At 35.7% G+C, this 23,717-nt stretch carries 18 protein-coding genes and 1 tRNA gene; 13 read left to right on the forward strand and 6 right to left on the reverse strand.

The genetic code is table 11. The features are described from left to right. Window positions 1-48 precede the first annotated feature (48 nt). Window positions 49-133, forward strand: a tRNA-Ser gene (locus RM706_RS12075). A gap of 204 nt (window positions 134-337) precedes the next feature. Further along, a complete protein-coding gene (locus tag RM706_RS12080; RefSeq protein WP_311351832.1) occupies window positions 338-2,449 on the forward strand; it encodes a carbohydrate binding family 9 domain-containing protein in 2,112 nt (703 codons plus the stop codon). 340 nt (window positions 2,450-2,789) lie between these two features. On the opposite strand, the gene RM706_RS12085 is transcribed toward RM706_RS12080, so the two are convergent. Next, window positions 2,790-3,668 (reverse strand): phosphatase PAP2 family protein, encoded by an 879-nt coding sequence (locus RM706_RS12085; RefSeq protein ID WP_311351834.1) that lies wholly within the window; start codon window positions 3,666-3,668, stop codon window positions 2,790-2,792. A gap of 83 nt (window positions 3,669-3,751) precedes the next feature. Next, on the reverse strand, window positions 3,752-4,081 hold the full coding sequence (locus RM706_RS12090; protein ID WP_311351836.1) for an ArsR/SmtB family transcription factor: 330 nt from the start codon (window positions 4,079-4,081) through the stop codon (window positions 3,752-3,754). Between the two features lie 1,316 nt (window positions 4,082-5,397). Here RM706_RS12090 and RM706_RS12095 point away from each other — a divergent pair. The 6 genes from RM706_RS12095 to RM706_RS12120 all read left to right on the forward strand — a co-directional run bounded on the left by RM706_RS12095 (window position 5,398) and on the right by RM706_RS12120 (window position 13,515). After that, window positions 5,398-6,480, forward strand: a complete 1,083-nt coding sequence (locus RM706_RS12095; protein WP_311351839.1) for a helix-turn-helix domain-containing protein — start codon at window positions 5,398-5,400, stop codon at window positions 6,478-6,480. Between the two features lie 273 nt (window positions 6,481-6,753). Next, complete coding sequence (locus tag RM706_RS12100; RefSeq protein ID WP_311351841.1) at window positions 6,754-8,460, forward strand: serine hydrolase domain-containing protein; 1,707 nt, start codon at window positions 6,754-6,756, stop codon at window positions 8,458-8,460. Between the two features lie 136 nt (window positions 8,461-8,596). Further along, window positions 8,597-9,319, forward strand: a complete 723-nt coding sequence (rluF, locus tag RM706_RS12105; RefSeq protein ID WP_311351843.1) for a 23S rRNA pseudouridine(2604) synthase RluF — start codon at window positions 8,597-8,599, stop codon at window positions 9,317-9,319. Window positions 9,320-9,487: 168 nt separating this feature from the next. Beyond that, a complete protein-coding gene (locus tag RM706_RS12110; protein WP_311351847.1) occupies window positions 9,488-10,624 on the forward strand; it encodes a TolB family protein in 1,137 nt (378 codons plus the stop codon). 59 nt (window positions 10,625-10,683) lie between these two features. Further along, window positions 10,684-12,324 carry a PorP/SprF family type IX secretion system membrane protein gene (locus RM706_RS12115; RefSeq protein WP_311351850.1) on the forward strand — a complete coding sequence of 547 codons (1,641 nt, stop codon included), beginning with the start codon at window positions 10,684-10,686 and terminating at the stop codon, window positions 12,322-12,324. 561 nt (window positions 12,325-12,885) lie between these two features. Continuing rightward, on the forward strand, window positions 12,886-13,515 hold the full coding sequence (locus RM706_RS12120; protein WP_311351852.1) for a response regulator: 630 nt from the start codon (window positions 12,886-12,888) through the stop codon (window positions 13,513-13,515). A 68-nt stretch (window positions 13,516-13,583) separates the two neighbouring features. Here the strand turns inward: RM706_RS12120 and dnaK are convergent, their stop codons facing one another. Beyond that, the gene (gene dnaK / locus RM706_RS12125) at window positions 13,584-15,503 is read right to left on the reverse strand and encodes a molecular chaperone DnaK (protein WP_311351854.1); all 1,920 of its coding nucleotides are present in this window, start codon (window positions 15,501-15,503) and stop codon (window positions 13,584-13,586) included. Window positions 15,504-15,704: 201 nt separating this feature from the next. Between dnaK and RM706_RS12130 the strand changes: the two genes are divergently transcribed. Continuing rightward, window positions 15,705-16,388 carry an SH3 domain-containing protein gene (locus tag RM706_RS12130; RefSeq protein ID WP_311351856.1) on the forward strand — a complete coding sequence of 228 codons (684 nt, stop codon included), beginning with the start codon at window positions 15,705-15,707 and terminating at the stop codon, window positions 16,386-16,388. Between the two features lie 18 nt (window positions 16,389-16,406). Beyond that, window positions 16,407-17,831, forward strand: a complete 1,425-nt coding sequence (locus RM706_RS12135) for an L-serine ammonia-lyase (protein ID WP_311351858.1) — start codon at window positions 16,407-16,409, stop codon at window positions 17,829-17,831. A 14-nt stretch (window positions 17,832-17,845) separates the two neighbouring features. Here the strand turns inward: RM706_RS12135 and murA are convergent, their stop codons facing one another. The 3 genes from murA to RM706_RS12150 form a co-directional block, all read right to left on the reverse strand. Beyond that, a complete protein-coding gene (gene murA / locus RM706_RS12140) occupies window positions 17,846-19,153 on the reverse strand; it encodes a UDP-N-acetylglucosamine 1-carboxyvinyltransferase (protein WP_311351861.1) in 1,308 nt (435 codons plus the stop codon). 20 nt (window positions 19,154-19,173) lie between these two features. Then, window positions 19,174-19,830: a DUF4290 domain-containing protein gene (locus RM706_RS12145; RefSeq protein WP_311351862.1), complete on the reverse strand. Its 657-nt coding sequence runs from the start codon at window positions 19,828-19,830 to the stop codon at window positions 19,174-19,176. A gap of 82 nt (window positions 19,831-19,912) precedes the next feature. Beyond that, complete coding sequence (locus tag RM706_RS12150) at window positions 19,913-20,200, reverse strand: DUF493 family protein (protein WP_311351864.1); 288 nt, start codon at window positions 20,198-20,200, stop codon at window positions 19,913-19,915. A gap of 87 nt (window positions 20,201-20,287) precedes the next feature. Here RM706_RS12150 and RM706_RS12155 point away from each other — a divergent pair, with 87 nt between their 5' ends. The 3 genes from RM706_RS12155 to fmt are packed head-to-tail and all read left to right on the forward strand — an operon-like array spanning window position 20,288 to window position 23,698. Beyond that, window positions 20,288-20,851: an AAA family ATPase gene (locus RM706_RS12155; protein ID WP_311351867.1), complete on the forward strand. Its 564-nt coding sequence runs from the start codon at window positions 20,288-20,290 to the stop codon at window positions 20,849-20,851. Continuing rightward, window positions 20,851-22,749 carry a RecQ family ATP-dependent DNA helicase gene (locus RM706_RS12160; RefSeq protein ID WP_311351869.1) on the forward strand — a complete coding sequence of 633 codons (1,899 nt, stop codon included), beginning with the start codon at window positions 20,851-20,853 and terminating at the stop codon, window positions 22,747-22,749. The genes RM706_RS12155 and RM706_RS12160 overlap by 1 nt, the downstream gene beginning before the upstream one ends. Beyond that, entirely contained in the window at window positions 22,733-23,698 is a 966-nt protein-coding gene (gene fmt / locus RM706_RS12165) for a methionyl-tRNA formyltransferase (RefSeq protein WP_311351871.1), read from the forward strand. Before RM706_RS12160 ends, fmt begins: the two co-directional genes overlap by 17 nt. Window positions 23,699-23,717: the final 19 nt, after the last annotated feature.

Consider the following 23,717-nt stretch of genomic DNA (forward strand, 5'->3'; position numbering starts at 1 on the left):
TTTATGTTCCATAGAATAAAAAAGGTTATTATATTTGCACCCGCATTAGGAGAAATGGCAGAGTGGTCGAATGCGGCAGTCTTGAAAACTGTTGAGGGTCACACCTCCGGGGGTTCGAATCCCTCTTTCTCCGCAAAAGCCTTGTAATCTGTTGATTTACAAGGCTTTTATTTTTTAGTTATATATATAATTGAATATTTAACTAATTTTAAGTTAAGACTAAACTTCTTAACTTTGAGTCATGTCTTCACGACCCAACATGCCAACCAGACGACTATTATACTTCCCCAATTTAGTTTTCTTTATTATAATGTTACTTGTTCTCAATGAGACGGTCTTGAGTCAAACCATTGAGCGACCTGAGTTTGCATCTGGAAAATTGACCGGGTCTTTGGATTTTGACGGGACATTAGATGAGGATGACTGGAAGAATGCTCCAGTACTCACCAATCTAAAGACTACTGTTCCTGAAGAAGGGGGTACGCCTTCACAGACTACTTTGATTCAAGTTATTGCCAATCCTAAAACGGTGGTAATTGGCATTGCCTGCAACGATAGTAATCCAGATGGTATTATTCGATTTTCTAAACTTCGGGATGCTGATATTTCTGAAGAAGATCATGTAAAAGTGGTCATTGATCCTTTTTTAGATGGTCAATCGGGTTATATTTTTGCCATAAATTCCCTAGGAGCACGGTATGACGCTTTAGTATCGAATCGTGGTGAAAGTGAGAATGAAGATTGGGATGCAGTTTGGGATGCCAAAACACTAATCACAGAAAAGGGGTGGACGGCAGAAATCGTAATCCCCATTCAAAGTATTGCCTTCAAAAAAGGCTTATCCAAGTGGGGGTTTAATGTGGAACGAAGAATACAACGTAATTTGGAGACCGTCCGATGGTCGAATGTCAAACGCGACCAATGGATTGCCCAGACCAGTCGTGCTGGTTTGGTTACCGGACTGCCTGAATTTAATTATGGAATTGGCATTAACGTACGCCCATCATTAATTTCTAATGCCAATCAGATGGGCTCCAATGGAGCTATGGTCCTAAATCCTGATATTAGTTTAGATGCCAACCAACGTATTGGCCCAAATGTTCTCGCCACCTTTACGCTAAATACTGATTTTGGTGAAACCGAAGTAGATACAAGACAAACCAACTTGACCCGTTTCCCTCTGTTCTTTCCAGAAAAACGAACGTTTTTTTTAGAAGGTTCTGATATTTTCGAATTTGGCTTTGGTACAGGCACAAGCACAGTACTTCCCTTTTTTAGTCGCCGAATTGGCTTGCGAAACAATGTGCAAATACCGGTAGTTGGGGGAACCAAACTCAACGGTCGCATTGGAAAAACTGCTTTTGGCGGATTGGGTATTCGCACCAATGATTTCAATTTGAGCGATGACAATTTTGATGCCACCAATATGGGAGTAGTTCGAGTTCGCCGCAATGTACTGAAAGAAAGTTCGATAGGATTTATTGCATCGTCTGGTGATCCTTTGGGCAGAGACGGTAGTTGGATGTCGGGTGGAGATTTTACGTTTCAGACTACCCGATTCAATGGGGATAAAAACTTTTTGGTCGGGGGTTGGGTTTTATTCGCTGACCGAGAAGATTTATCGGGTGACCGTTCAGCAGCGGGATTCAAAATTGATTACCCAAATGATCGATGGGATATTGCAATGACCTATGCCCGAATTGGAGAACAGTTTGATCCATCTTTGGGTTTTGTGCCTAGACGCGGTGTAAATTTCTATCGCTTTGGAGGTACCTTCGCCCCTAGACCAAAAACACCATGGCTACGCCAAATGTTCCATCAATTTTTCGTTACCTACATCAACAACATTTCAGGTCCATGGCAATCCTACAGCGTCTTTACAGCTCCTATCAATTGGCGGTTGGAAAGTGGCGACCGTATTGAAGCCAATATTAGGCCTGTAGGTGAGAATATTTTAGAGCCTTTTGAAATTTCTGATGGGGTTACTATTCCTGTAGGAGAATACAACTTTATGCGCTATCGATTAGAAGGAGAATTTGCTCGTAAACGACGGGTAAGTGGGCAAGCTACATGGTGGTTCGGTAGTTTTTATGAAGGTACCTTAAACGAGTTTGAGCTCACCCTCAATTGGAACCCAAGTGCGCTGTTAGCTTTTGAATTCAATGGACTTCATAACAGGGCCAGATTGCCCTTCGGAGATTTCGACCAGACCTTGGCAGGACTTCGTGTACGCTTTAATGTGACCTCGAATCTACAATTGAACAGCTATTTGCAATACGATACGGATAGTCGCATATTGGGATTAAATGCCCGTATCCATTGGATATTCTCACCTCTAGGTGATGTCTTCTTGGTCTTTAACAACAATACCTTCAACAATATTAATCAACCCTGGGAGCTGCAAAATCGACAGGTTTTACTGAAAGTACGTTATAATTTTAGGCTATGAATAAAATTAATATTTGAATTGTAAGTAAATAAGTTTAGCAAACTTTGGGTTTGCAGCGCGAAATAAAATTTTGCTCGCTTTTCAAAGCCATTTGGTAAGATATAAAGCCGTTTAATCAAATTGATAACAAGAACTAAGTATTTCTTCAAGAATCTGGAGATAACCTCTTACTCCACTGAGATATATCGCCTTTAAACAAAAAACTGTAAATCAATAATTTACAGGGTTTGCTTTTTACAATTTGAAGAAAAAGTTGGTTTTAATAAATTCCATGTTTTAGCCCCTCCTCTACTTTTCCCATAAAAAAAGGAAATAGTAATAAGACTTGCATAAGACTTCATTAATCCCATTCTGCTTTTGCCAAATAAAGGTCATTCTTAAAACTGTCATTTTCCATCATTGCTACCAACATTTGGTATGCAAGAACTCTAGCTGCCTCTTCATCACTAGGATAATGAATGCCCATAATTTCTCTTGACTCTCCAACCTCATAAGCAGTTTTTAAAAATTCTTCTCGTTTTTGAGGAACAAGTTCGCTCCAAGTAAAAGCATGGATGTATGCCCAAAGGGTGTGACCACTCGCAAACGCTGGTGAACCCATCTGCGCTAAAGGTTCTAGTTTGGGTTCAAGATGATAAGGTCTAGCTCTAAGCAAATGATATTTCACCGTGAATTCCATAATGCGCATATCTTTGGTTATTCCTTTTAGAAGCTTGGACGTATTAGGATAATTCTCTTCGTTGCAATTTTCTCCTAATACTGTTCTCCCCTCGTAAAAAAGGTGTTGCAGGTTTTTTTCATATCCACTATGCCCTTTATTTTCATCAATATGAGGCCAATACCCGATTGGTGCTAGAAAATCTGCAACACGTTTTACTTGTTCTTTAGTTCGTTTGGCTTGCCATTCTAATAGAAAATTAAGCTCTGCCCTTGTTTGTACCGAGCTATTTGCTGGGTATTCCATAGAACTTTTTAAGTTTTCCACTTGATTGTCGGTTAAATACACAGGTGTTGCGCCTACATATATCTTGTATCCAGAGTTTGCTTCGGACATAGGAAATGTTATTTCATCAAGTCTACTATTAGAAGGATTTGGCCCGTCATCTAAAGCCATAAAGGTTTCGTAATGTCCCTTCGGTGCTTCAAGAGGATGAATTTCCTGGGAAACCATATGTGAGAAACAAAATAAATAAAGTAGAAAAACTGTTCTTGAGTACATATTGTTTTTATTAAATCGTTTATAAGCGATATACGAAAGTAATATTTTTTGACCTCATTCCTTTATTTTTAACATCAAATTAATCATGGATATAATCTCAAGAAATCACTGAATTCTTGTAGTAATTCTTTGTTAAGGTGGTAGAAGATAAATTTATCCATGTTTTCGGTCTGGAATAACCCAACCTCTTTAAGAATTTTTACATGCTGTGAAATTGTGGATTGAGAATAGTCAAATAATTGTACTAAATCCTTATTACAGGTAACATTATCAACCCCTTTACCAGAATTCTTTTCGTGTAAATAACGAACTAAGGCAACGCGGAGAGGATGTGCTAGGGCATTAGCAATTTCTGCCATTTTAAGGTCCGCTTCATTGATATATCGGCTTGTTATGGATGCCCGGATTCTCATAAGTAATCGTTTATTGCAAATATACAATATCTAAAAAGGATAATATCATTATCCTCTTGCTTAACATTCTTCGTCCTAATGTCACCACAAAAAACGCAAACAAGGTTTGCTTTTCCTGTCTATCAGATTTAGGCAATACAACACAAATTCTATTGATCCTGAAAATTTTATAAAATAATATCTAGGGAAATAACTTTTGAAATTATGTAATATCAATTGAAATAAGAATTCTTTCGAAATAGTTCTTAAAAAGTGTGAACCAATAATGAGTTCAGAAATCACCCTTAAAAGGTGAGCCAAAGAACATAAAAAAGGGGACCATAAGAATAATCGCTATCGGTTCTGTGCTGAATCCAATAAAATAGCAATCTTATGAGATAAGAAAGGAAAATCTCATAAAGTTAAATATTCAAGTTTTTGCTAGCGTAAATCTTTTGGTGCTGACCAACGAATTCTTTTGCTCTCCTTTTGATTAGAAAGGAATATCAGTCTTCTAGATTTTATTGATGATTGATTGATAAAAGTTCTCATGATTGATGTTCTATTGATTAATGTGTCGTCAAGAATCGTGATTAACGATTATAGTTTCTGTATTGTGCCCATTGTGCCCTTTTACTTGTAGCAAAAGATGAAAAATACTGACCTGTTTTTGATTCTGTTATTGTTCTGCTGATTGATGCTTTCATGATGTTTTGTTTTAAATATTATTGTTTTCAATAGTGGTACAAATTTCCTTCGGCTTGTTTAGAGGTTGAAATAGTTTTTACTCAATTGTAGTTTTTAAAGATTCAATTGCTAATTTCTAGCTCCAAACAATTCTTAGCGATTATAGTTTCTGTACTGTGCCCATTGTGCTCTTTTGCTCCTACTAAGGGTTGAGAAGTACTGTCCTGTTTTTGATTCTGTTGCTGTTCTACTGCTTGATACTTTCATGATATTTTGTTTTAAGAATGATGTTTAATTGACGTTTTAAAATTGTAATACATCTACTAGACGATGCGTAGTTCATTTTGTTACAGTACTATGCATAAAAAGGTACTATATTATATTTTATTTAACATTCAGTATAAGTTATATCTTGTTATTAAAAATTTAATCATTTGATTATTAGATATTTACATATTTAAGCAATAACGTACATTCTATTTTTTCAAATAGTCAAAAAAAGTTTTCTACCAGAGTTGATATGATTTATCCTTTATTATTAAAAATATAATGTCTCGTTCCACAGCATCTGAAAAGGGATATCGGGATGAAGGAAAATGGCTTAAGAGGTAATCAGTTTCGTTACATAAATATCCTTCAAAAAATATTCAATGTTCAAATTGATTTGTACTTTGTATACTGAATTCAATATGGGTATGAATCAACAACTATTATTCTTTTTTAGTGCTATAGGAGCATTTAATGGGCTTCTTGTTGGTCTTTATTTTGTTTTCTTCATCAAGCCAAAAAATCTATCGAACAAGCTTTTAGGAGCTTTGTTTCTAGCATTAAGTGTACGGGTGGGCAAATCAGTATTCCTTTATTTTTATGATACTATTGCAGATGTATATATACAGTTTGGTCTTTTTGCCTGTTGGCTCATTGGTCCATTGCTATTTTATTATGTAAGGAGTGCTGTTACTCCAAAATCAACTTTAGTAAAGGAGGCTACTCTTTTAATTTTATTATTATCCATTATTGGGATAGCAATTAATGTTCTTTTTTCTTGGTCGGCATATCATAATTTATGGAACTACTTCATTAAGGTTATTTATTTACAATGGTTGGGTTTTGTTGTTATTACAGGATGGATATTGCATAAGTATAGAAACAAATGGTTCATTAATAGCAAAAACAAACCTTTTAGATTGTGGTTAGCAAGTATCTATTTTGGAAACCTTATTATTTGTTTAGCATTTAATACTGGAAATTACACATCGTATATTGTTGGAGCGCTCAGTTTTTCATTTGTGTTCTACGCGCTTATCTTACTGCTTACCTTCCATAAAAGAAGGGATGAACTCCTTTTTTTAAAGACTAAAAAATACAAGAGTAATCAGCTCAATGCTAAAGACGCGAAAGAACTTGGTACTCAACTTGAAGATATACTTAAAAAGGAACGCCTATTTCTAGATGCCAATTTATCTCTTGATCAGGTTGCCAAACTACTTAATGTACATCGAGGCAAAATATCACAAGCATTAAATGAATACCTCCACACCAATTTCAATGATTTTGTAAATGCGTATCGAATTCAAGAAGCAAAAGCAATGGTTCACAACAAAAGAGATTACACCTTTGAAGCTATTGCAATGGATTGTGGTTTTAATTCAAAATCTACTTTTTACGCCGCTTTTAAAAAACACACAGGCATGACACCTTCAAAATTCAGAGACCAAGTTTTAAAAGCCTAGGAGTTTAAAATTATTATTCCGTACTCCAGAATTATTAAAAACACCCCTTTTTTATCTTCTCAGATGTATTCTTGTCTTAAAAAAGAAGAGGGCACATTTTTTTCATGCATTTTATATGCACAATAGGTTATACTGAAAAGGCATTTCAGTTTCTTCTATGAAAGCGACACCATAAACTCAAGTTTAGTAGATGCAGACTAAAGCAAGAGTAGATAACGAAGGATTTAATACCTAAAGTAACAATTACACTACAATAACAAAATAACAGTAGATATGAACTTCATTAAACTTATTATTCTAATGCTACTTCTGTGGAGTATTAGTTTAAATGCACAAAACCCAAATGCTATCCAACAAACATATATAGACAGTCTCACTTCACATTGGAAAAAACCTAATCATCCAGGTGGTGCAATGGCCATTATTCAAAATGGTGATATAGTGCTACAAAAAACAGTGGGAAAAGCTAATGTGAAAACGGCGAAATCAATCACACCCCAAACTCCTTTTCAACTAGCTCAAATGTCTGATAGTTTTATAGCCTTTGCAATACTACAGCTTCACTATCAGAAAAAAATCTCTCTTGAAGACAATGTAAGCAACTATTTACCCCAATTGAATAAGCTATCAAAAGAGCTTAAAGTAAAACATTTGCTCCAGCAATCTTCGGGTGTTCAAGACTATGAGGTTTTGAAAAATATAGTTGGTTGGGATGATAGTTCTTCCTTTTCTATTGAGAATGCACTAAAACTAATAGCATCGCAAAGTGAAACTTGTTTCGCACCTGGTAACGAATTTTCTAATTCTCGTTCCAATATGCTTTTGGCTTCACAAGTAATAGCAAAAGCATCTCAAATGGAATTTGCCGATTATATGGAGACATACGTTTTTCTACCATTAGGAATGAAAAATACCTTTGTGCTTTCCACAGAAAATCAAACCAATGAAAAGTTAGCAATATCATATCGTATTGATGAAACAGGAACTGTTATGCCAATTCCGTCAAAAAAAGAAACTTATGCAAGTATCAACATTTCATCTTCCATTGAAGATATGACAAAATGGGAAATGAACCTCTTTTCTCCTTCAAGAGAGACCAAAGCAGCTGCGGACCATTTTAAAAGCTATGTGACACTAGATGATGGTTCTCAATTTAATGTTCCATCTGGTACACTTATTTACGGTCAGCGGAACATTCATAAAGAGAGGGGGCTTGAAACGACAATGTCTACAGGAGGTATTGACGGCTTTGCCAGTGCTGTATTTAATTTTCCAAGTAAAAACTTTAGCGTTATTACTTTAAGTAACAATGGGGAAGGGTATAACGGTTATATCGGTATGTTGTCAGCACATTCTTTATTGGCACACGCTTTTAAAGAACCGACCTCTATCAATTTTAGCAAGCTAAAAACAATACCATTAGACAAAAAATATCATAAAACTTATGAAGGAATGTATTGGGATGCTGTTGGTGAATTATCGCGAGAGCTCCGTATTGACAATGACACTTTACGTTATGTAAGGCCTAATGGAAATAAAACAGCCTTAATCCCTTTATCAAGGGATACTTTTCAAATGAAAACAGATTTCGATGATAAAATAATCCTCACTTTTTCTCGAGATGCTAAAAATAACATTCAAATGGAATATTTCTTTAGAGAAGCTACGCCATTCAAGTTTGTAAAGTATACTCCCAAAATAATACCTACAGAAGTATTAAGCTCAAAATACGCAGGCGATTATTATTGTAAAACATTAGGAACAGGTTATTCCATTCAAGGAGAAAATAATGGATTAGTAGCCTCGAACGTTAAAACGACCTCAATCAATTTAAAACCAATATATCAAGAAATCTTTGCTGGAGATACGTGGTATATGGGAAGCATAGAGTTCGTTTTAGACGCTACCCAAGAAGTAAAAGGCTTTTATGTTAGAAACGACGCAGTTAGAAATCTTTGGTTTGAAAAAATTCTTAAATAGAAAGTCTTTATATGGTTAAACAAATATGGATATAGATAATATTATCGCATCTTTTAAAAAAATCTACCATATTTCTTAGAAATTCAAGCAGAACCATTAGGGCTTTTGTCTTTAAATTTGCATCTAAGAATTTAAAATGAAAGAAACCCGAATCAATAAATACTTAAGTGAAGTTGGCTACTGTTCTAGAAGAGCTGCGGATAAGTTAATTGAACAAGGTCGAGTAACCATCAACGGTAAAGTACCCGAAATGGGAACTAAAATCATTGAAGGTGACATCCTCAAAGTAGATGGGCAACTTATTTCTGAACCAAAAGAAAAATCGGTTTACTTAGCGTTTAACAAACCCGTGGGAATAGTTTGCACAACTGATACTAGGGTAGAAAAAGATAATATTATTGATTTTATTAATTATCCTAAACGTATTTTCCCTATCGGACGGTTAGATAAGCCCAGTGAAGGACTTATTTTAATGACTAACGATGGTGATATCGTCAATAAAATTCTTAGGGCTCGAAATGGTCATGAAAAAGAATATATCGTAAATGTAAACATACCTATCACCAGAGAATTTATACTCAAAATGAGAAATGGTGTTCCAATTCTTGATACCATTACTAGAAAATGTGATGTAGAGCAACTTGGCGAAAAACAATTTAAAATAATTCTAACTCAAGGTCTAAATCGACAAATTCGAAGAATGTGCGAGCATTTAGGTTATCGAGTGAGAAAATTAAAACGTGTGCGAATCATGAACGTTAATCTGGATGTTGAAGTCGGAAAATGGCGTGACTTGACAACAGCTGAATTGCACGAAATCAATAGGTTAGTTTCTGATTCTTCTAAGACACATCTCTAATTTTAGGGTTATTATTTTGAGTAGACTAGTCTGTCTATTTTTTTTGTTCAAAACATCGATGTAAAGCCTATAATTGCGTTAAAATGCAAAACCTATGAAAAATTCATAAGTATTTCTCTCTGACCTTTGTAGATATTTGTAGGGTATTAACGTCCTAAATCTACAATTATGAAACGTTCCCTTACTTACAAAATTGCTTTTGCGTTCATGGCGTTATTAGTTTTTTCAAATTCTAATGCACAAAAGAAAGACAATAGCGAAACTACACAGCGAATTGATGATTACCTCGAACTTTTAAAGTTAGGATATACAGAAATCGAAATTTTTCAAGATCTCGGTAATGTTAACTTTTTAACTGAAAATTATGAGGCTGCTTCTTTTTGGTATGAAAAACTATTTAAAATCGCACAAGTTGAGACTATTCCTGACAGTTATAAAGAACGCTATGATTTTGCTCTAAATAGATCAACGTCAAATACAAAAACAACCAATGATATAGATTGGGAAGCTAGCATAAGACAAGATTATACCATAAAGAAAAGGTCTGAAGCACAAGCAGTAGCATTGAACATGCCGGGTAAAACTATGAATGAAGACTTTTCTCCAGCAATGAGCATAACCAAAAACGGAAAAGTGGCATTTTTCAGCCAAGCTGTGCAGACCAAACCAGAGTGTGGTATTTTCTCAAAAAAAGAAATAGTGCATGAAATATATCGTGCAGAAAATAGAAATGGCGAGTGGAAAAACTTTAAAAAAGTTGCTGTATGCCCAAAATATTATTCAGCAAAACACCCTACGGTATCAGCTGACGGTTCTCGCTTGTTCTTTGCTTCTAATATGCCGGGAACTTATGGAAAATATGACATCTATGTTTCTGAAATTAAAGCAGACGGAAGTTTAGGTTTGGCTAAAAACTTAGGCCCAAAAGTAAATACCAAAAAGAATGATCTTTACCCTAGCCTTGCAGACGGTTCACTGCTTTTTTATGCCTCTGATGGCAGAAAAGGTTACGGAGGTCTTGATTTGTTTGCCGTTCAGGTTGAAAAAAATAGTGTTAGTAAATCCATAAACCTAGGTAGCCAAATAAATAGCGCTCATGATGACTTCTCGCTTTCACTTTCCCCAGAAAATGGTATGGGCTATGTAATGTCTAACCGAGATTCAAAAAATAAGGTAAGTCAAGTAGCAATAACATACTCAAGGTCTGGGGCTGGTTTTCTAGCCGAAAAAGATGACAATGAGCTAATGAAAGTGCTAAATGACAAAACTGAAACAGATTATTCTTCTACTGTGTTTGACAACTAGGCTTCTAGCTTTGTCGAGTAAACAATAACAAATCCTTTTTACCCTAAAACCCCGAAAAAATGAATCCTTCAAAAATATATATCCCAAAAATTTGCCTGTTACTTGCTGTAGCTTTGGCCATCATTCCACAAGTTATAGAAGCTCAAGAAACTTCTAATCAATATAATGTAAAGAGTCCATTTCATAATCAATTGTTCTTCAATCGATTTTTGATAAACCCAACGTATTCTTTGGTAAGAGAAAATAAATCATATTTAAATGTTTTGATGCGTAATCAATATTCAGGCTATGACGACAATAATCAAAACTATTATCTAGGATTTAGCAATAAGCTTGATGAAAATACCGCATTAGGGCTCGGAGTTTATGGTCGATGGTCTGGAATTGTACAAGAATTTGGTTTTAACGCAAATTATGCCACAGCAGTAAAGCTGGGTGAAAAAAGTGCTTTAGCTTTTGGTACAAATGTTAATTACCTAAGTCAAGGTCTTGATAAAAACAGAATTATAACCAATGAAAGTGACCCAATTATTGAAGATTCTAGAAAAGAGAATAAAATCAATATTGAACCCGGTATTAACTTGACTGTGGGTAAATTCGATTTTGGGGTATTCTTTAAAGACCTGGTTTCTTACAACCAAACCACAGAAGAGCTCCTGACCAACTTTGGAAGCAAAAACCTCAATACCATGTTACAATACACCCACAAATTCAAAAATGCTGGTGGTATATTCGAAAATGGACGGTTTATGCCTTTAGTTCAATTAGGCACAAACGTAAATGATGAACTATCTTATACTGGCTCGTTACTATTAGAATTGCCAAAAGTAGGATGGGTACAATCTACTTATGACAATACCTATGGGTTTTCTTCAGGAATTGGGTTTAATCTCAACAAAAAACTTTCTCTAGGGTATTTAATGGAGAAAAACTTAGATGCTATAGGTGATAATTTAGGTTGGAATCATGAGTTATCCCTTGCTTATTCTTTCAATGATGAATTACGAGGTCTTGGGGTAGATGTGAATATCGTTAGCTCTGAGGACGAAAGAGTCGATGAGATTGTTCGCAACTATGAAGAACAAATCGTTCAATTAAGACAACAAATGAAAGAAGAGAGCATTGTGCCCAAAGATGAAAACTCATTGGCATTTGAAAATAGATTGGTGCTTGATGAATTGATTTTAAGACAAGATTCTATTGAACGTGCCAGAGATAGAATGTTTGAAAGGCGTTTTGAAACCATGGTAAGACTGCTAAGGCATGAAATGAGGCAAGAACAGAAACTTCCTAAAGAAAAAATACGAAGTAGGTATGCAGAAACTGGTATAGCAGAAAATTCAACTGAAAATAAAAAAGCAAAAGACAACAGAAAAGAACTATTCGATGATTCCATGATTAAAGCTCAAAATAGGTCTGATTTAATTGGCGTGGAATCTGGGTACTATATCATTGCCAATGTATTTAAGAATAAAACTTATCTGAGGTCATTCATAGATAAGCTTAAAAAAGATGGATTGGATGCCAGACAGTTTTACAATAAAGAAAATGGCCTACACTATGTATACTTGGCAGATTTTGAAACAAAAGATGATGCATCAATAGCACATGTTAACCACTTAGATGGTGCTTATGAAAAAGATAAGTGGATTATGGAAGTCTATAATCCAATGGCTACAGCTGATATCAGTTTTGAATAAAAATAACATTACCAGAAGCTTACGGAAATCGGGGTTGATTTTTAGGGCATTAGTTTCATAATGTACCGAATGCTTTTGACAAGAGACTGTCTTTTTGGACAGTCTCTTTTGTTTTTAGTCGAGGATTTTGCAAAAACAACCTTCCATTGGACGAAAATACTTACATTTTTTTTTGATAGTTCATCAAAAAATATATATTGCTAATGAAAATAACTCAAATAGATTTTCAAACCCCGAAAACCCCGTATTATGAAATCTTACTACAACTCCTACAAAAATGCATTATTACACAGTATTATGAATGGTTCAAATAAACCTCCTCTACGCTTTTGATAAGCATTCATAATTAGACCCTAAGGTGGCAAACACCTTTTAATGGATTCTTTTTTATTCAGTGGTAATTCAATGCTTAATCACATTGAATATACTTGACTGTAGTATAGGTATTTACCGTTAGGTGATCTTTAACCTATAACTAACCGCATGCTTTATCATTGCTCTATTATTAAAAGAATTCCATCAATAATTACTCAAAAAATTTCAACCCCAAATCGAATTATTATGAGAACTTTTCCGCTTAAGATTATTGTTATTGACAGTGACCCAAGAATGAATGAAATGTATGAAACCTATTTTTTTAATTCTATTGATTATGAACTTGTTAACGCTTATACATCAGTAGGTGAAGCTTTACTTAACTATAAAAATACTTTACCTGATATCGTAATATCTGAGGTGTCGTTACAAGGTATTTCTGGTATTGATGGTATTGAAAGACTCCGAAAGAAGGATGGTAAGGTCAAAATAATTATGGTCAGTTCTAAAAGCGATTTTGATATCATTAAAAAAGCTTTCAAGGCCGGTGCCAATGGCTATTTGACAAAACCAATTTCTGAAGAACGTCTTTCTCATGCGTTAAATTCTTTAAAAGAGAATGGTGCTGCAATGAGCCATGATGTTGCTAAAATGGTGATTGCCACTTTTCAAAAGAAAAATTATGATTCATTTTCGAAAAGAGAAAACCAAATTGCAGAGTATTTAAGTCAAGGTGCAACATATAAAACCATTGCTGATAAATTATTTGTCACACCGAGCACAGTGAACTTCCATATTCAGAATATTTATCTAAAACTCAATGTGAACTCAAAATCTGAAGCTCTTGAAAAATTAAGATTGCTAGAGGCTTCATAAATATTAAGAGGTATAAGAAAAAAGCCCCGACCAAAACGGTCAGGGCTTTTTATTCTAAAGAAGGAATTTTATTTCACCTCTTCAAAGTCAACATCTTCAACATTATCGCCTTCAGCTGAATCTCCTGCATCAGTGGCATCACCACCTGCACCTGCCGTAGGATCTCCCCCAGCCTGCTGCGCCTCAGCTTGTGCTTTGTACATTTCTTCAGAAGCAACTTTCCAAGCCTCATTAATTTTATCCAAAGCTGGAGTAATTACGGCCAAATCTTTGGTTTCATATGCTTTTTTCAATTCTTCTAAAGCTTCTTCAATCGGTTTTTTCTTATCATCAGATAATTTATCACCGAACTCTTTTAACTGCTTTTCTGTTTGGAAAATCATTCCATCAGCTTCGTTCAATTTGTCAGCGGTTTCCTTCGCAGCCTTATCTGCTTCAGCATTCGCCTCAGCTTCAGCTTTCATTTTTTGAATTTCTTCATCTGTCAATCCTGACGAAGCTTCAATACGAATATCTTGAGACTTACCTGTAGCCTTATCTGTAGCTGAAACCTTAATGATACCATTAGCATCAATATCAAAAGTCACTTCAATTTGTGGCGTTCCTCTAGGCGCTGGTGGAATTCCATCTAAATGAAATCTACCAATCGTCTTGTTATCTGCTGCCATCGGCCGCTCACCTTGTAATACATGAATCTCGACCGAAGGTTGATTGTCTGCAGCCGTTGAGAAAACCTGTGATTTTTTGGTCGGAATTGTAGTATTGGACTCTATTAATTTTGTTGCCACAGCACCCATAGTTTCAATACCTAAAGAAAGTGGTGTAACATCCAATAACAATACATCTTTAACATCTCCAGTCAAAACACCACCTTGTATCGCTGCACCAACAGCGACAACCTCATCGGGATTTACTCCTTTTGAAGGTTTCTTTCCAAAGAATTTTTCTACCGCTTCTTGTACGGCAGGAATACGGGTAGAACCACCAACCAAAATAATCTCGTCAATATCACTTTTTGAAAGGCTTGCAGCTTTCAAAGCAGCTTGACATGGTTCAATAGTGCGCTTTACCAAATCTTCAATCAACTGCTCAAACTTTGCTTTTGTCAAAGTACGTACCAAGTGCTTAGGACCTGAAGCCGTTGCAGTAACATAAGGCAAGTTAATTTCTGTCTGTGCAGAAGAAGATAATTCTATTTTGGCCTTTTCAGCAGCTTCACGCAATCTTTGTAATGCCATAGCATCTTCACGCAAATCCATTGATTCGTCTTTCTTAAATTCTTCAGCCAACCAATCAATGATTTTTTGGTCCACGTCATCACCACCAAGGTGTGTATCGCCATCTGTAGATAACACCTCAAAAACTCCATCACCTAATTCTAAGATGGAGACATCATGGGTACCGCCCCCAAAGTCAAAAACAACAATCTTCTGATCTGTATCTTTTTTATCCAATCCATACGCCAATGAAGCCGCAGTTGGTTCGTTGATGATACGTTCCACTGTCAAACCAGCAATCTCACCAGCTTCTTTAGTGGCTTGACGCTGAGAATCATTAAAATATGCTGGTACTGTAATTACGGCTCTTGTAACATCTTGACCTAAGTAGTCTTCAGCTGTTTTTTTCATCTTTTGAAGAATCATTGCCGACAATTCTTGTGGAGAATATTTACGTCCATCAATATCTACTCTAGGGGTATCATTATCTCCTTTTACTACGTTATAAGGAACTCGGTTTGCCTCTTTAGAAGACTCCGAGAATTTATTCCCCATAAATCTTTTGATAGAATAAATGGTGTTATGCGGATTCGTTACTGCCTGACGCTTTGCAGGGTCACCCACTTTAATTTCACCACCTTCTACAAATGCAATTACAGAAGGTGTTGTTCGTTTACCTTCAGCATTTGGAATAACCACAGGCTCATTACCTTCCATTACGGAAACGCAAGAGTTGGTTGTCCCTAAATCTATTCCGATTATTTTGCTCATGTCTATATATTAGAATTTTAAACTTTATACTTCTTTTACTCGCTTGTGAAATGACAATGATTATGCCATGCCGAAAAATATGACAAGGTGGCAGATTAAAAAAATTGTTGGCCATCTCTTTATTTGAGCAGACTGGCTACCTTTGAGGAAATTATAAAATTTATCATTTCTTTTCGAAAACAAATTTTAATTCGGTCATCTATGAAAAAACTCCTTTTTTTGGCTTTCTTCTTTGTGATTTTACAAAATTTGTTGGGGCAAGTAACCTTTTACCCACCAAAGATTGAAATTTCAGATCATACCCTATCCAAATTCTTGACAGAGTTTACTCTGGCCGTTGGCAAAAAGGATTCTATTTTTATCAAAAAACATTTACATCCTAATATTTTTATGGGTTTTGATGGCGATTCCTATGGTACTGAGGCATTTCTGGAAAGGTGGACATTTAATGAGCCGGATTCGAAGTTTTGGAAACTTATGGAACAATTACTAAAAATTGGATTACCGAGTTATCCAGAGAACTCAAATCGTTACACTATTCCATATACCTTTTCAGATTGGGAAAAACAAGATTCTATTTATGACCCCTATAGCTATGCAGTAATCACAGGGAAAAATGTAAACCTTAGGGATGCTCCAAGTTTGGAATCCAGTATTGTTGGTCAATTAGAGTATGATTTAGTAGAATTGTTAAATGATCAAAGTACATCTTCCGAATCTAATTTTTTGGGAGGATATCTATGGCACTATATCTGTACTGTTGATGGTGCGAAATGTGGTTATGTGTATTGGACTTATGTGGTATCACCAGTTCGGGATTTTAGAATGGTCTTTGAAAAAATCGATGAGAAATGGTGGATAAAAATCCTTACACAAGGAGACTGAATCTCAAAAATTTAACATATGGAATGTATTAGTATTTTCGATATGCTAAAAATTGGGGTTGGCCCCTCAAGTTCGCATACCTTAGGACCATGGCGCGCAGCGGAACGTTGGATTCAAGAATTGCTTGAAAACAAACATTTTGATAAAGTTGAAAATATCAAAGTGAAGCTCTACGGTTCGCTTTCATTAACAGGAAAAGGTCATGCAACAGATATAGCTGTGGTCTTAGGTTTATTGGGCACTGATCCTGTTACTATTCCTATCCATGAAATTACCACATCAATTGAAAACGTAAAACAAAAGAAACGGTTGAAATTAGGTGGCAATCGTGACATTCCATTTAATTTTGAATCAGACATCATCTTTTTCAGAGAGTTCCTGCCATTTCATTCCAATGGAATTCAATTTGAGGCCAAGCTAAAAAGGGGTGAGATTTTAGAGGAAACTTACTATTCCATTGGGGGTGGATTCGTAGTAAAAGAAGAGCTCATTCATGCCAAAGAAAACAAAGCCGTTTTCAAGACTTTTCCTTTTCCGATAAAAACGGCAACTGAATTATTAGGATTTTGTGAAACAGAGAAAAAACTTATTTCTGAATTGGTTTTGGAAAATGAACGCTCTTTACGAACCGATGAAGAAATTAACTCTGGAATTAAACATATTTGGGATACCATGTTAGAATGTATGTACATCGGTTGTCATACTGAAGGCATTTTGCCTGGCGGATTAAATGTACGGAGGCGAGCTTATGATATTCACCAAAAATTGAAGGGAGGCCTCCCCTATTCCACTCCTCTTGAATGGTTACATACCATTCGTAAAACTGAAGTCAAATTTAGACAAATACTAAAGTGGGTAAGTTGTTTTGCTCTATCTGTGAATGAAGTAAACGCATCATTAGGCCGTGTGGTGACAGCACCTACAAATGGTAGTGCCGGAGTGATTCCGGCGGTATTAATGTACTATCTAGTCATTGAAAACCATGATGGCAATTTCGATGATATAAAACGTTTTTTATTGGTCGCCGGTGAGATAGGGAGCATCTTTAAAAAAGGGGCGACCATTTCAGCGGCTATGGGAGGATGTCAAGCAGAAATCGGTGTTTCGTCAGCAATGGCAGCTGGTGCTCTTACTGAATTGATGGGAGGTACTCCAGAACAAGTACTTTGCGCAGCTGAAATCGCAATGGAACATCATTTAGGATTAACTTGTGACCCTATTGGTGGGCTGGTACAAATACCATGTATTGAACGTAATTCGATGGGAGCCATTAAGGCAATCAATGCCGCCGAATTGGCCATGGATACTGACCCAAGAGAAGCTAAAGTACCCTTAGATAAGGTAGTAAATACGATGTGGGAGACTGCAAAAGACATGAGTACCAAATACAAAGAAACTTCAGAAGGTGGTCTAGCCGTTGGGGTATTTTTGAGTGATTGTTGATCTAATGAACAATCTTAGATCCTATCAATTTTAGCTCCTATGGCTCGCAAACGTTCATCAATATTTTCATAACCGCGATCAATCTGCTCTATATTATGAATGGTAGAAGTACCCTTTGCTGAAAGTGCTGCAATCAATAATGAAACTCCAGCCCTAATGTCTGGTGAAGTCATGGTGGTAGCTTTTAGCGTAGATTGAAAGTTATGACCAATCACTGTGGCCCTATGAGGGTCACAAAGTATAATTTTTGCACCCATATCCAATAGCTTATCAACAAAGAACAGGCGGCTTTCAAACATTTTTTGATGAATGACCACCTCGCCCTTAGCTTGAATGGCGACTACTAACAAAATACTTAGCAAATCTGGTGTCAAACCTGGCCATGGTGCATCAGCAATGGTTAAAATAGATCCATCAATATAGTTTTGAACTTGATACCCTTTTTCATGCTTTGGAATATAAACATCATCACCATGTCGCTCAACAGTAATACCTAATTTCTGAAAAGCATTAGGTATCTGACCTAAATCATCCCAACTTACATTTTTAATGGTCAGTTCACTTTTGGTCATGGCGGCAAGACCAATCCAACTACCAATTTCAATCATATCGGGGAGCATGGTATGTTCTGTTCCTCCTAAACTCTCAACACCTTCTATCTTCAACAGATTAGAGCCTATACCGGTAATCTTAGCGCCCATCCGAACTAGCATTTTGCTTAGCTGTTGTAAATACGGCTCACAGGCTGCATTATATATTGTGGTAGTACCTTCCGCTAAAACAGCTGCCATAAGAATATTTGCCGTTCCAGTCACTGAAGCTTCATCTAAAAGCATATAGGTGCCTTTTAGTTTTTCAGCTTCTACTCCATAAAAATATTCTTCACGATTATATCTGAATTTCGCGCCAAGTTTTATAAATCCTTCAAAGTGGGTATCTAACCTCCTTCGACCAATTTTATCTCCCCCCGGTTTGGGTATATAGCCTTTACCAAAACGTGCCAACAAAGGACCAACCAACATTATAGAACCCCTTAAGCCACGACCATCGTGCTTGAATTGGTCAGATTGCAGATAATCAAGATTGACATCATCCGCCTTAAAGGTATAAGAGCCTTTCCCTTTTTTCTGAATCTTTACGCCTAAATCTTCTAATAAGGCAATTAGCTTGTTAACATCTACGATATCCGGGATATTATGAATAGTTATTTTCTCTGCCGTCAATAAAACTGCACAAAGAATCTGCAAAGCCTCATTCTTTGCGCCTTGTGGGGTGATTTCACCTTTTAGCTGATGCCCCCCTTCAATTCTAAATGTTCCCATGAAACCTTTTAACTGAGAAGTTAATACCTTTTTTTACCGCGATTGTGATTACGTTGGTTCTTTTTATTATGAGAATTAGATCTATTCGACTTTTGAACCCTATTTTTCAAGAACTGATTACTTTCGGTAAGTGTAGCTCCATCCTGTCCTAAATCAATTTCACCATTGCTCAACTCTTTAAGATGAGCGAAAATAGCAGAATCTTCAACGGTGTCCTTATTCCAATTTAGATAACATTTTTTCATATGATTGGCGATGGCATACTCTAATCCATCACGTAAATCGCCTTTTTCCCATTTAACAGCTACATCAATCATACGTTTGATGTTATTGCCGTAAAAACGATACTTCGGAAAGTTCTGGGGGTATTCAAGTGCTTCAGGTCTTTTCTGTAGAACTTCTTTTGATGTAATTGGAAAAGGAGAATCGACATCTAATTTAAAATCGGACATTATAAATAACTGATCCCATAATTTATGTTGAAAATCCGGTACGTCGCGCAAGTGGGGCTGTAAATTTCCCATCACACTAATGATAGCTTTAGCCACTTTGTTTCGCTCCTCTTTATCTTCAATTGAGACAGCATGATCCACCATTTTTTGAAAATGACGTCCATATTCGGGAATTATCAAATGCGGTCTCTCGGTATTATATTCTAAGTTTTCTACTAAATTCAATCTGGAAAGTTTATGATTAAAGCAAACAGGAAGTAACTGTTTGACGGCTGCAAAATAAGAAATTTATGCCATTTTATTGTATTTATAGCGAAATTACCCCTTCAATATTGGATACTTCTTTATATTTTTCGATTACTGCATCAGGATTTTTAAGGTTTACTGTAACGGAAACACTGGTATATGTGCCTTTTTTAGATTGTTTTGATTCTATTACCGCTCCAGTATTGTCAAAGATTTTTGTAATGCCGTCTATTTTGCTTTTGTCCGTTGGGACAATAAATTTATATAGGTAATTAGAAGGCCATTTTCCAGTCTCAAGTAATTGTTCTTTCAATCTAGCATAAAATTTTTCTGACTTTTGGTCTTCCATTTCATTTTTTTACAAATATAATGGGTTGTGCAAGAATTTTTATCCCTTGATTGGTTTTCATTTCTTTGCAGTACTAAACCAAGGTTTTTGAATTCAAAAAAAGTGGCCATTACAGGAGCACCAGGGACTGGAAAAACAGTTGTTATTGAACAGCTTGAAGAAAAAGGATACCATTGTTTTCATGAAATTATACGGAGTATGACCGCTAAGGCCAAGAATGATGAAAGTTCAAAAGAATTGGTTTCTAATCCTTTGGTTTTTGTCGAAGATCCTTACCAGTTTAATATGAACTTATTAAATGGAAGGATTGAACATTTTTCACAATCTAAGCAAATAGAAGGTCCCGTTAGCTTTTTTGATCGTGGTATCCCTGATGTTTTGGCATACATGGATTATTTTGACCAGAAGTATGAAAAAGAATTTATTACTGCCAGTGAGAACTATCGTTATGACGCTCTTTTTATAATGCCCCCATGGAAAGAAATTTATATTTCAGATAATGAACGTTTAGAAACTTTTCAAGAAGCCGAAGCAATTCATAATTGTTTGATGAAAACCTATCAACGATTTAATTACGAACCTATTATTGTTCCTAAAACTTCTATTGACGAACGTATTACCTTTATAGTAAACAAATTAAAACTTGGATAGTGCTGCGAAATCCAAATGAGATTTTAGAGAAATACTGGGGGTATTCCACGTTTAAAGGATCACAAGAAAGAATAATCACTTCAATTCTTGAAAGTAAAGATATTCTAGCGTTAATGCCCACAGGTGGTGGTAAATCTGTTTGCTATCAAGTTCCTGCATTGGTGTTAGAAGGTATCTGTATTGTAGTTTCACCTTTAGTAGCATTAATTCAAAATCAAGTTGATACCCTAAAAAAAATGGGGGTTAAAGCCATAGCACTTACAGGTGGAATTCCATTCAATGAGTTGAACGACTTGCTTGATAATTGCCTTTATGGTAATTACAAATTCCTATACCTATCACCCGAGAGATTGCAACAAAGCTTAATACGGGAACGTATTCAACAAATGAATGTCAATCTTGTTGCCATAGATGAAGCACATTGTATTTCGCAATGGGGTAATGATTTTAGACCTGCTTATTTAGATTGTTCTGTGTTGCGTGAGCTTCAACCAAAGATTCCTATTATTGCCCTCACTGCAACAGCTACGAAAATAGTAGTCAATGAAATTGTCACCAATCTACATCTTAGTGAACCACTTGTAATCAAAGATTCTTTTTCTCGAAAAAATATCGCATTTAGCGTAAAGAAAACAGATGACAAACAACGCTATCTAAAGGAGCTATTCTCCTATTATACTGAAAGCGCCATTGTATATGTTAGAACTCGGCGAAAGACCATTGAAGTTGCAGAGTTTTTGAACAAAATTGGAGGGAATGCCACTCCTTATCATGGTGGACTTAGGGCAATAGATAAAAAAGAAAAAATGAATGCTTGGCTTACCAATAAAACCAATGTGATGGTTGCGACTAATGCGTTCGGAATGGGAGTTGACAAACCCGATGTCAGGTTAGTAGTCCATTATCAAATACCAGATAGTATTGAAAACTATTTTCAAGAAGCAGGGAGAGCTGGCAGAGACGGATTTCCATCTGATGCAGTTATAATTACTAACAATAATGATGAAGAACTAGCAAAAAAACAATTTCTAAAATCATTGCCCAATACCACTTTTGTGAAAAAGTGTTATCAAAAACTGAACAGTAATTTTCAGATAGCTTATGGAGAAGGAAATGGTAGGGCATTCAGTTTAAATTTTAATGCCTTTTGTAACCATTATCAATTAGATCAGCTTATGACCTATAATGCCCTGCGCATTTTAGATCAGAATGGGGTGCTTTCCCTTTCTGAAAATTTCCATCAAAAAACCACGGTGCAGTTTACAGCTTCAAAAGACTCTTTATTTACCTATTTAGAAAACAAAAAAACAATTTCAGCCATTGTTCTTATGACATTGAGGACTTATGGAGGAATTTTTGATTTTGAAACAAAAATAAATACATTTCTTCTTGCAAGAAAAAGTGGTTTAAGTGAGAAGAGAATTCATCAAATTTTTGTTCAATTACAAGAAGATGATATCATAGCCTACAAAGCAAATAATAATGATTTAGAGATTACTTTTTTAGTACCTCGCGAAGATGAAAAAAGTATTAATCGCTTTGCTAAAAAGATAAAGCAGTTCAATGATGTTAAAACGAGTAACTTAGAAAGCATGCTCTCTTATCTAAATGAAAATAACGCTTGTAGAAGCAATTTTTTACTAAATTATTTTGGTGAGATTCAAAAGACCAATTGCGGTGTTTGCGATGTTTGCAAAGAACGCGACAAAAAAATTGTTGTCTTGGATCTTATAAAACAGGTTATTTTAGAACAATTACAGAGCGGCGATAAAACGTCAAGAATACTAGTATCATTAATAGATTTTGAAGAAAAAGATATTATTAATGCAATTAAAGAACTGTTAGAAGATGGCCTTTTACAATTAAATCATAAAAACCAATATGCTATCAGAAAATAAAAAAAGAGATTTAAGAATAGTTTTCATGGGCACTCCAGATTTTGCAGTTGCTGGTTTAGCAAGCCTAATCGAAAATGATTATAATGTTGTCGGCGTAATTACCGCCCCTGATCGCCCCGCCGGTCGAGGAAGAAAGGTACAAGAGTCAGCAGTAAAAAAATATGCTCTTGAAAATGATTTAATGGTAATGCAACCTGTAAACCTAAAAAATGAAGATTTTTTAAAGGAATTAATGTTATTAGATGCTAACCTCCAAATTGTAGTTGCCTTTAGAATGTTGCCCAAAGCTGTTTGGCAAATGCCTGAATATGGTACTTTTAACCTTCATGCATCTTTACTACCACAATATAGAGGTGCAGCGCCAATTAATTGGGCAATTATAAATGGGGAAACTGAAACTGGAGTCACCACTTTTTTTATCGATGAGAAAATAGATACGGGCGAAGTCATTCTTCAAGAACGAATTGCAATAGGTGCTGATGAGTCAGCTGGTGAGCTTCATGACAAATTAATGCACTTAGGGGCTGAGTTGATTCTTAAAACCGTAATTCAAATTGAAAATGATACCGTTGAGCTTTGCAAGCAAACAGATGGAGAGGTTCTTAAATCTGCGTATAAAATTTATCGTGAAACCTGCGAAATTGATTGGAATCAATCTATTGAAGGTATTTATAACCATATTAGAGGCTTAAGCCCCTACCCTGTCGCCTGGACAACCTTGAACAATGAGGTAGAAGAAATTATCATTAAGATTTATAAGACCGCTATTAAATTTGAAAACCATGGATATAAAGTTGGGAAGGTAATTGTCAATAGAAGACATATTAAAATTGCAGTTACAAATGGTTATATCGATCTGCTGGAAATTCAGTTACCTGGAAAACGCAGAATGAAAACCCAAGAGGTTTTAAACGGGTTTTCTATTTCCGAGGATGCCTATGTCCGCTAAAGCCTTACTGTCACTAGCA

Origin of the sequence: Croceitalea rosinachiae (genome assembly GCF_031846445.1) — a bacterium.
Taxonomy (GTDB): domain Bacteria; phylum Bacteroidota; class Bacteroidia; order Flavobacteriales; family Flavobacteriaceae; genus Croceitalea; species Croceitalea rosinachiae.

Excerpts from the sequence above, each read along its gene's own strand:
- RM706_RS12085 (WP_311351834.1), bottom strand. The coding sequence starts at position 3,668 with ATGTACTCAAGAACAGTTTTTCTACTTTATTTATTTTGTTTCTCACAT.
- RM706_RS12090 (WP_311351836.1), bottom strand. The coding sequence starts at position 4,081 with ATGAGAATCCGGGCATCCATAACAAGCCGATATATCAATGAAGCGGAC.
- RM706_RS12095 (WP_311351839.1), top strand. The coding sequence starts at position 5,398 with ATGTTCAAATTGATTTGTACTTTGTATACTGAATTCAATATGGGTATG.
- RM706_RS12100 (WP_311351841.1), top strand. The coding sequence starts at position 6,754 with ATGAACTTCATTAAACTTATTATTCTAATGCTACTTCTGTGGAGTATT.
- rluF (WP_311351843.1), top strand. The coding sequence starts at position 8,597 with ATGAAAGAAACCCGAATCAATAAATACTTAAGTGAAGTTGGCTACTGT.
- RM706_RS12110 (WP_311351847.1), top strand. The coding sequence starts at position 9,488 with ATGAAACGTTCCCTTACTTACAAAATTGCTTTTGCGTTCATGGCGTTA.
- RM706_RS12115 (WP_311351850.1), top strand. The coding sequence starts at position 10,684 with ATGAATCCTTCAAAAATATATATCCCAAAAATTTGCCTGTTACTTGCT.
- RM706_RS12120 (WP_311351852.1), top strand. The coding sequence starts at position 12,886 with ATGAGAACTTTTCCGCTTAAGATTATTGTTATTGACAGTGACCCAAGA.
- dnaK (WP_311351854.1), bottom strand. The coding sequence starts at position 15,503 with ATGAGCAAAATAATCGGAATAGATTTAGGGACAACCAACTCTTGCGTT.
- RM706_RS12130 (WP_311351856.1), top strand. The coding sequence starts at position 15,705 with ATGAAAAAACTCCTTTTTTTGGCTTTCTTCTTTGTGATTTTACAAAAT.
- RM706_RS12135 (WP_311351858.1), top strand. The coding sequence starts at position 16,407 with ATGGAATGTATTAGTATTTTCGATATGCTAAAAATTGGGGTTGGCCCC.
- murA (WP_311351861.1), bottom strand. The coding sequence starts at position 19,153 with ATGGGAACATTTAGAATTGAAGGGGGGCATCAGCTAAAAGGTGAAATC.
- RM706_RS12150 (WP_311351864.1), bottom strand. The coding sequence starts at position 20,200 with ATGGAAGACCAAAAGTCAGAAAAATTTTATGCTAGATTGAAAGAACAA.
- fmt (WP_311351871.1), top strand. The coding sequence starts at position 22,733 with ATGCTATCAGAAAATAAAAAAAGAGATTTAAGAATAGTTTTCATGGGC.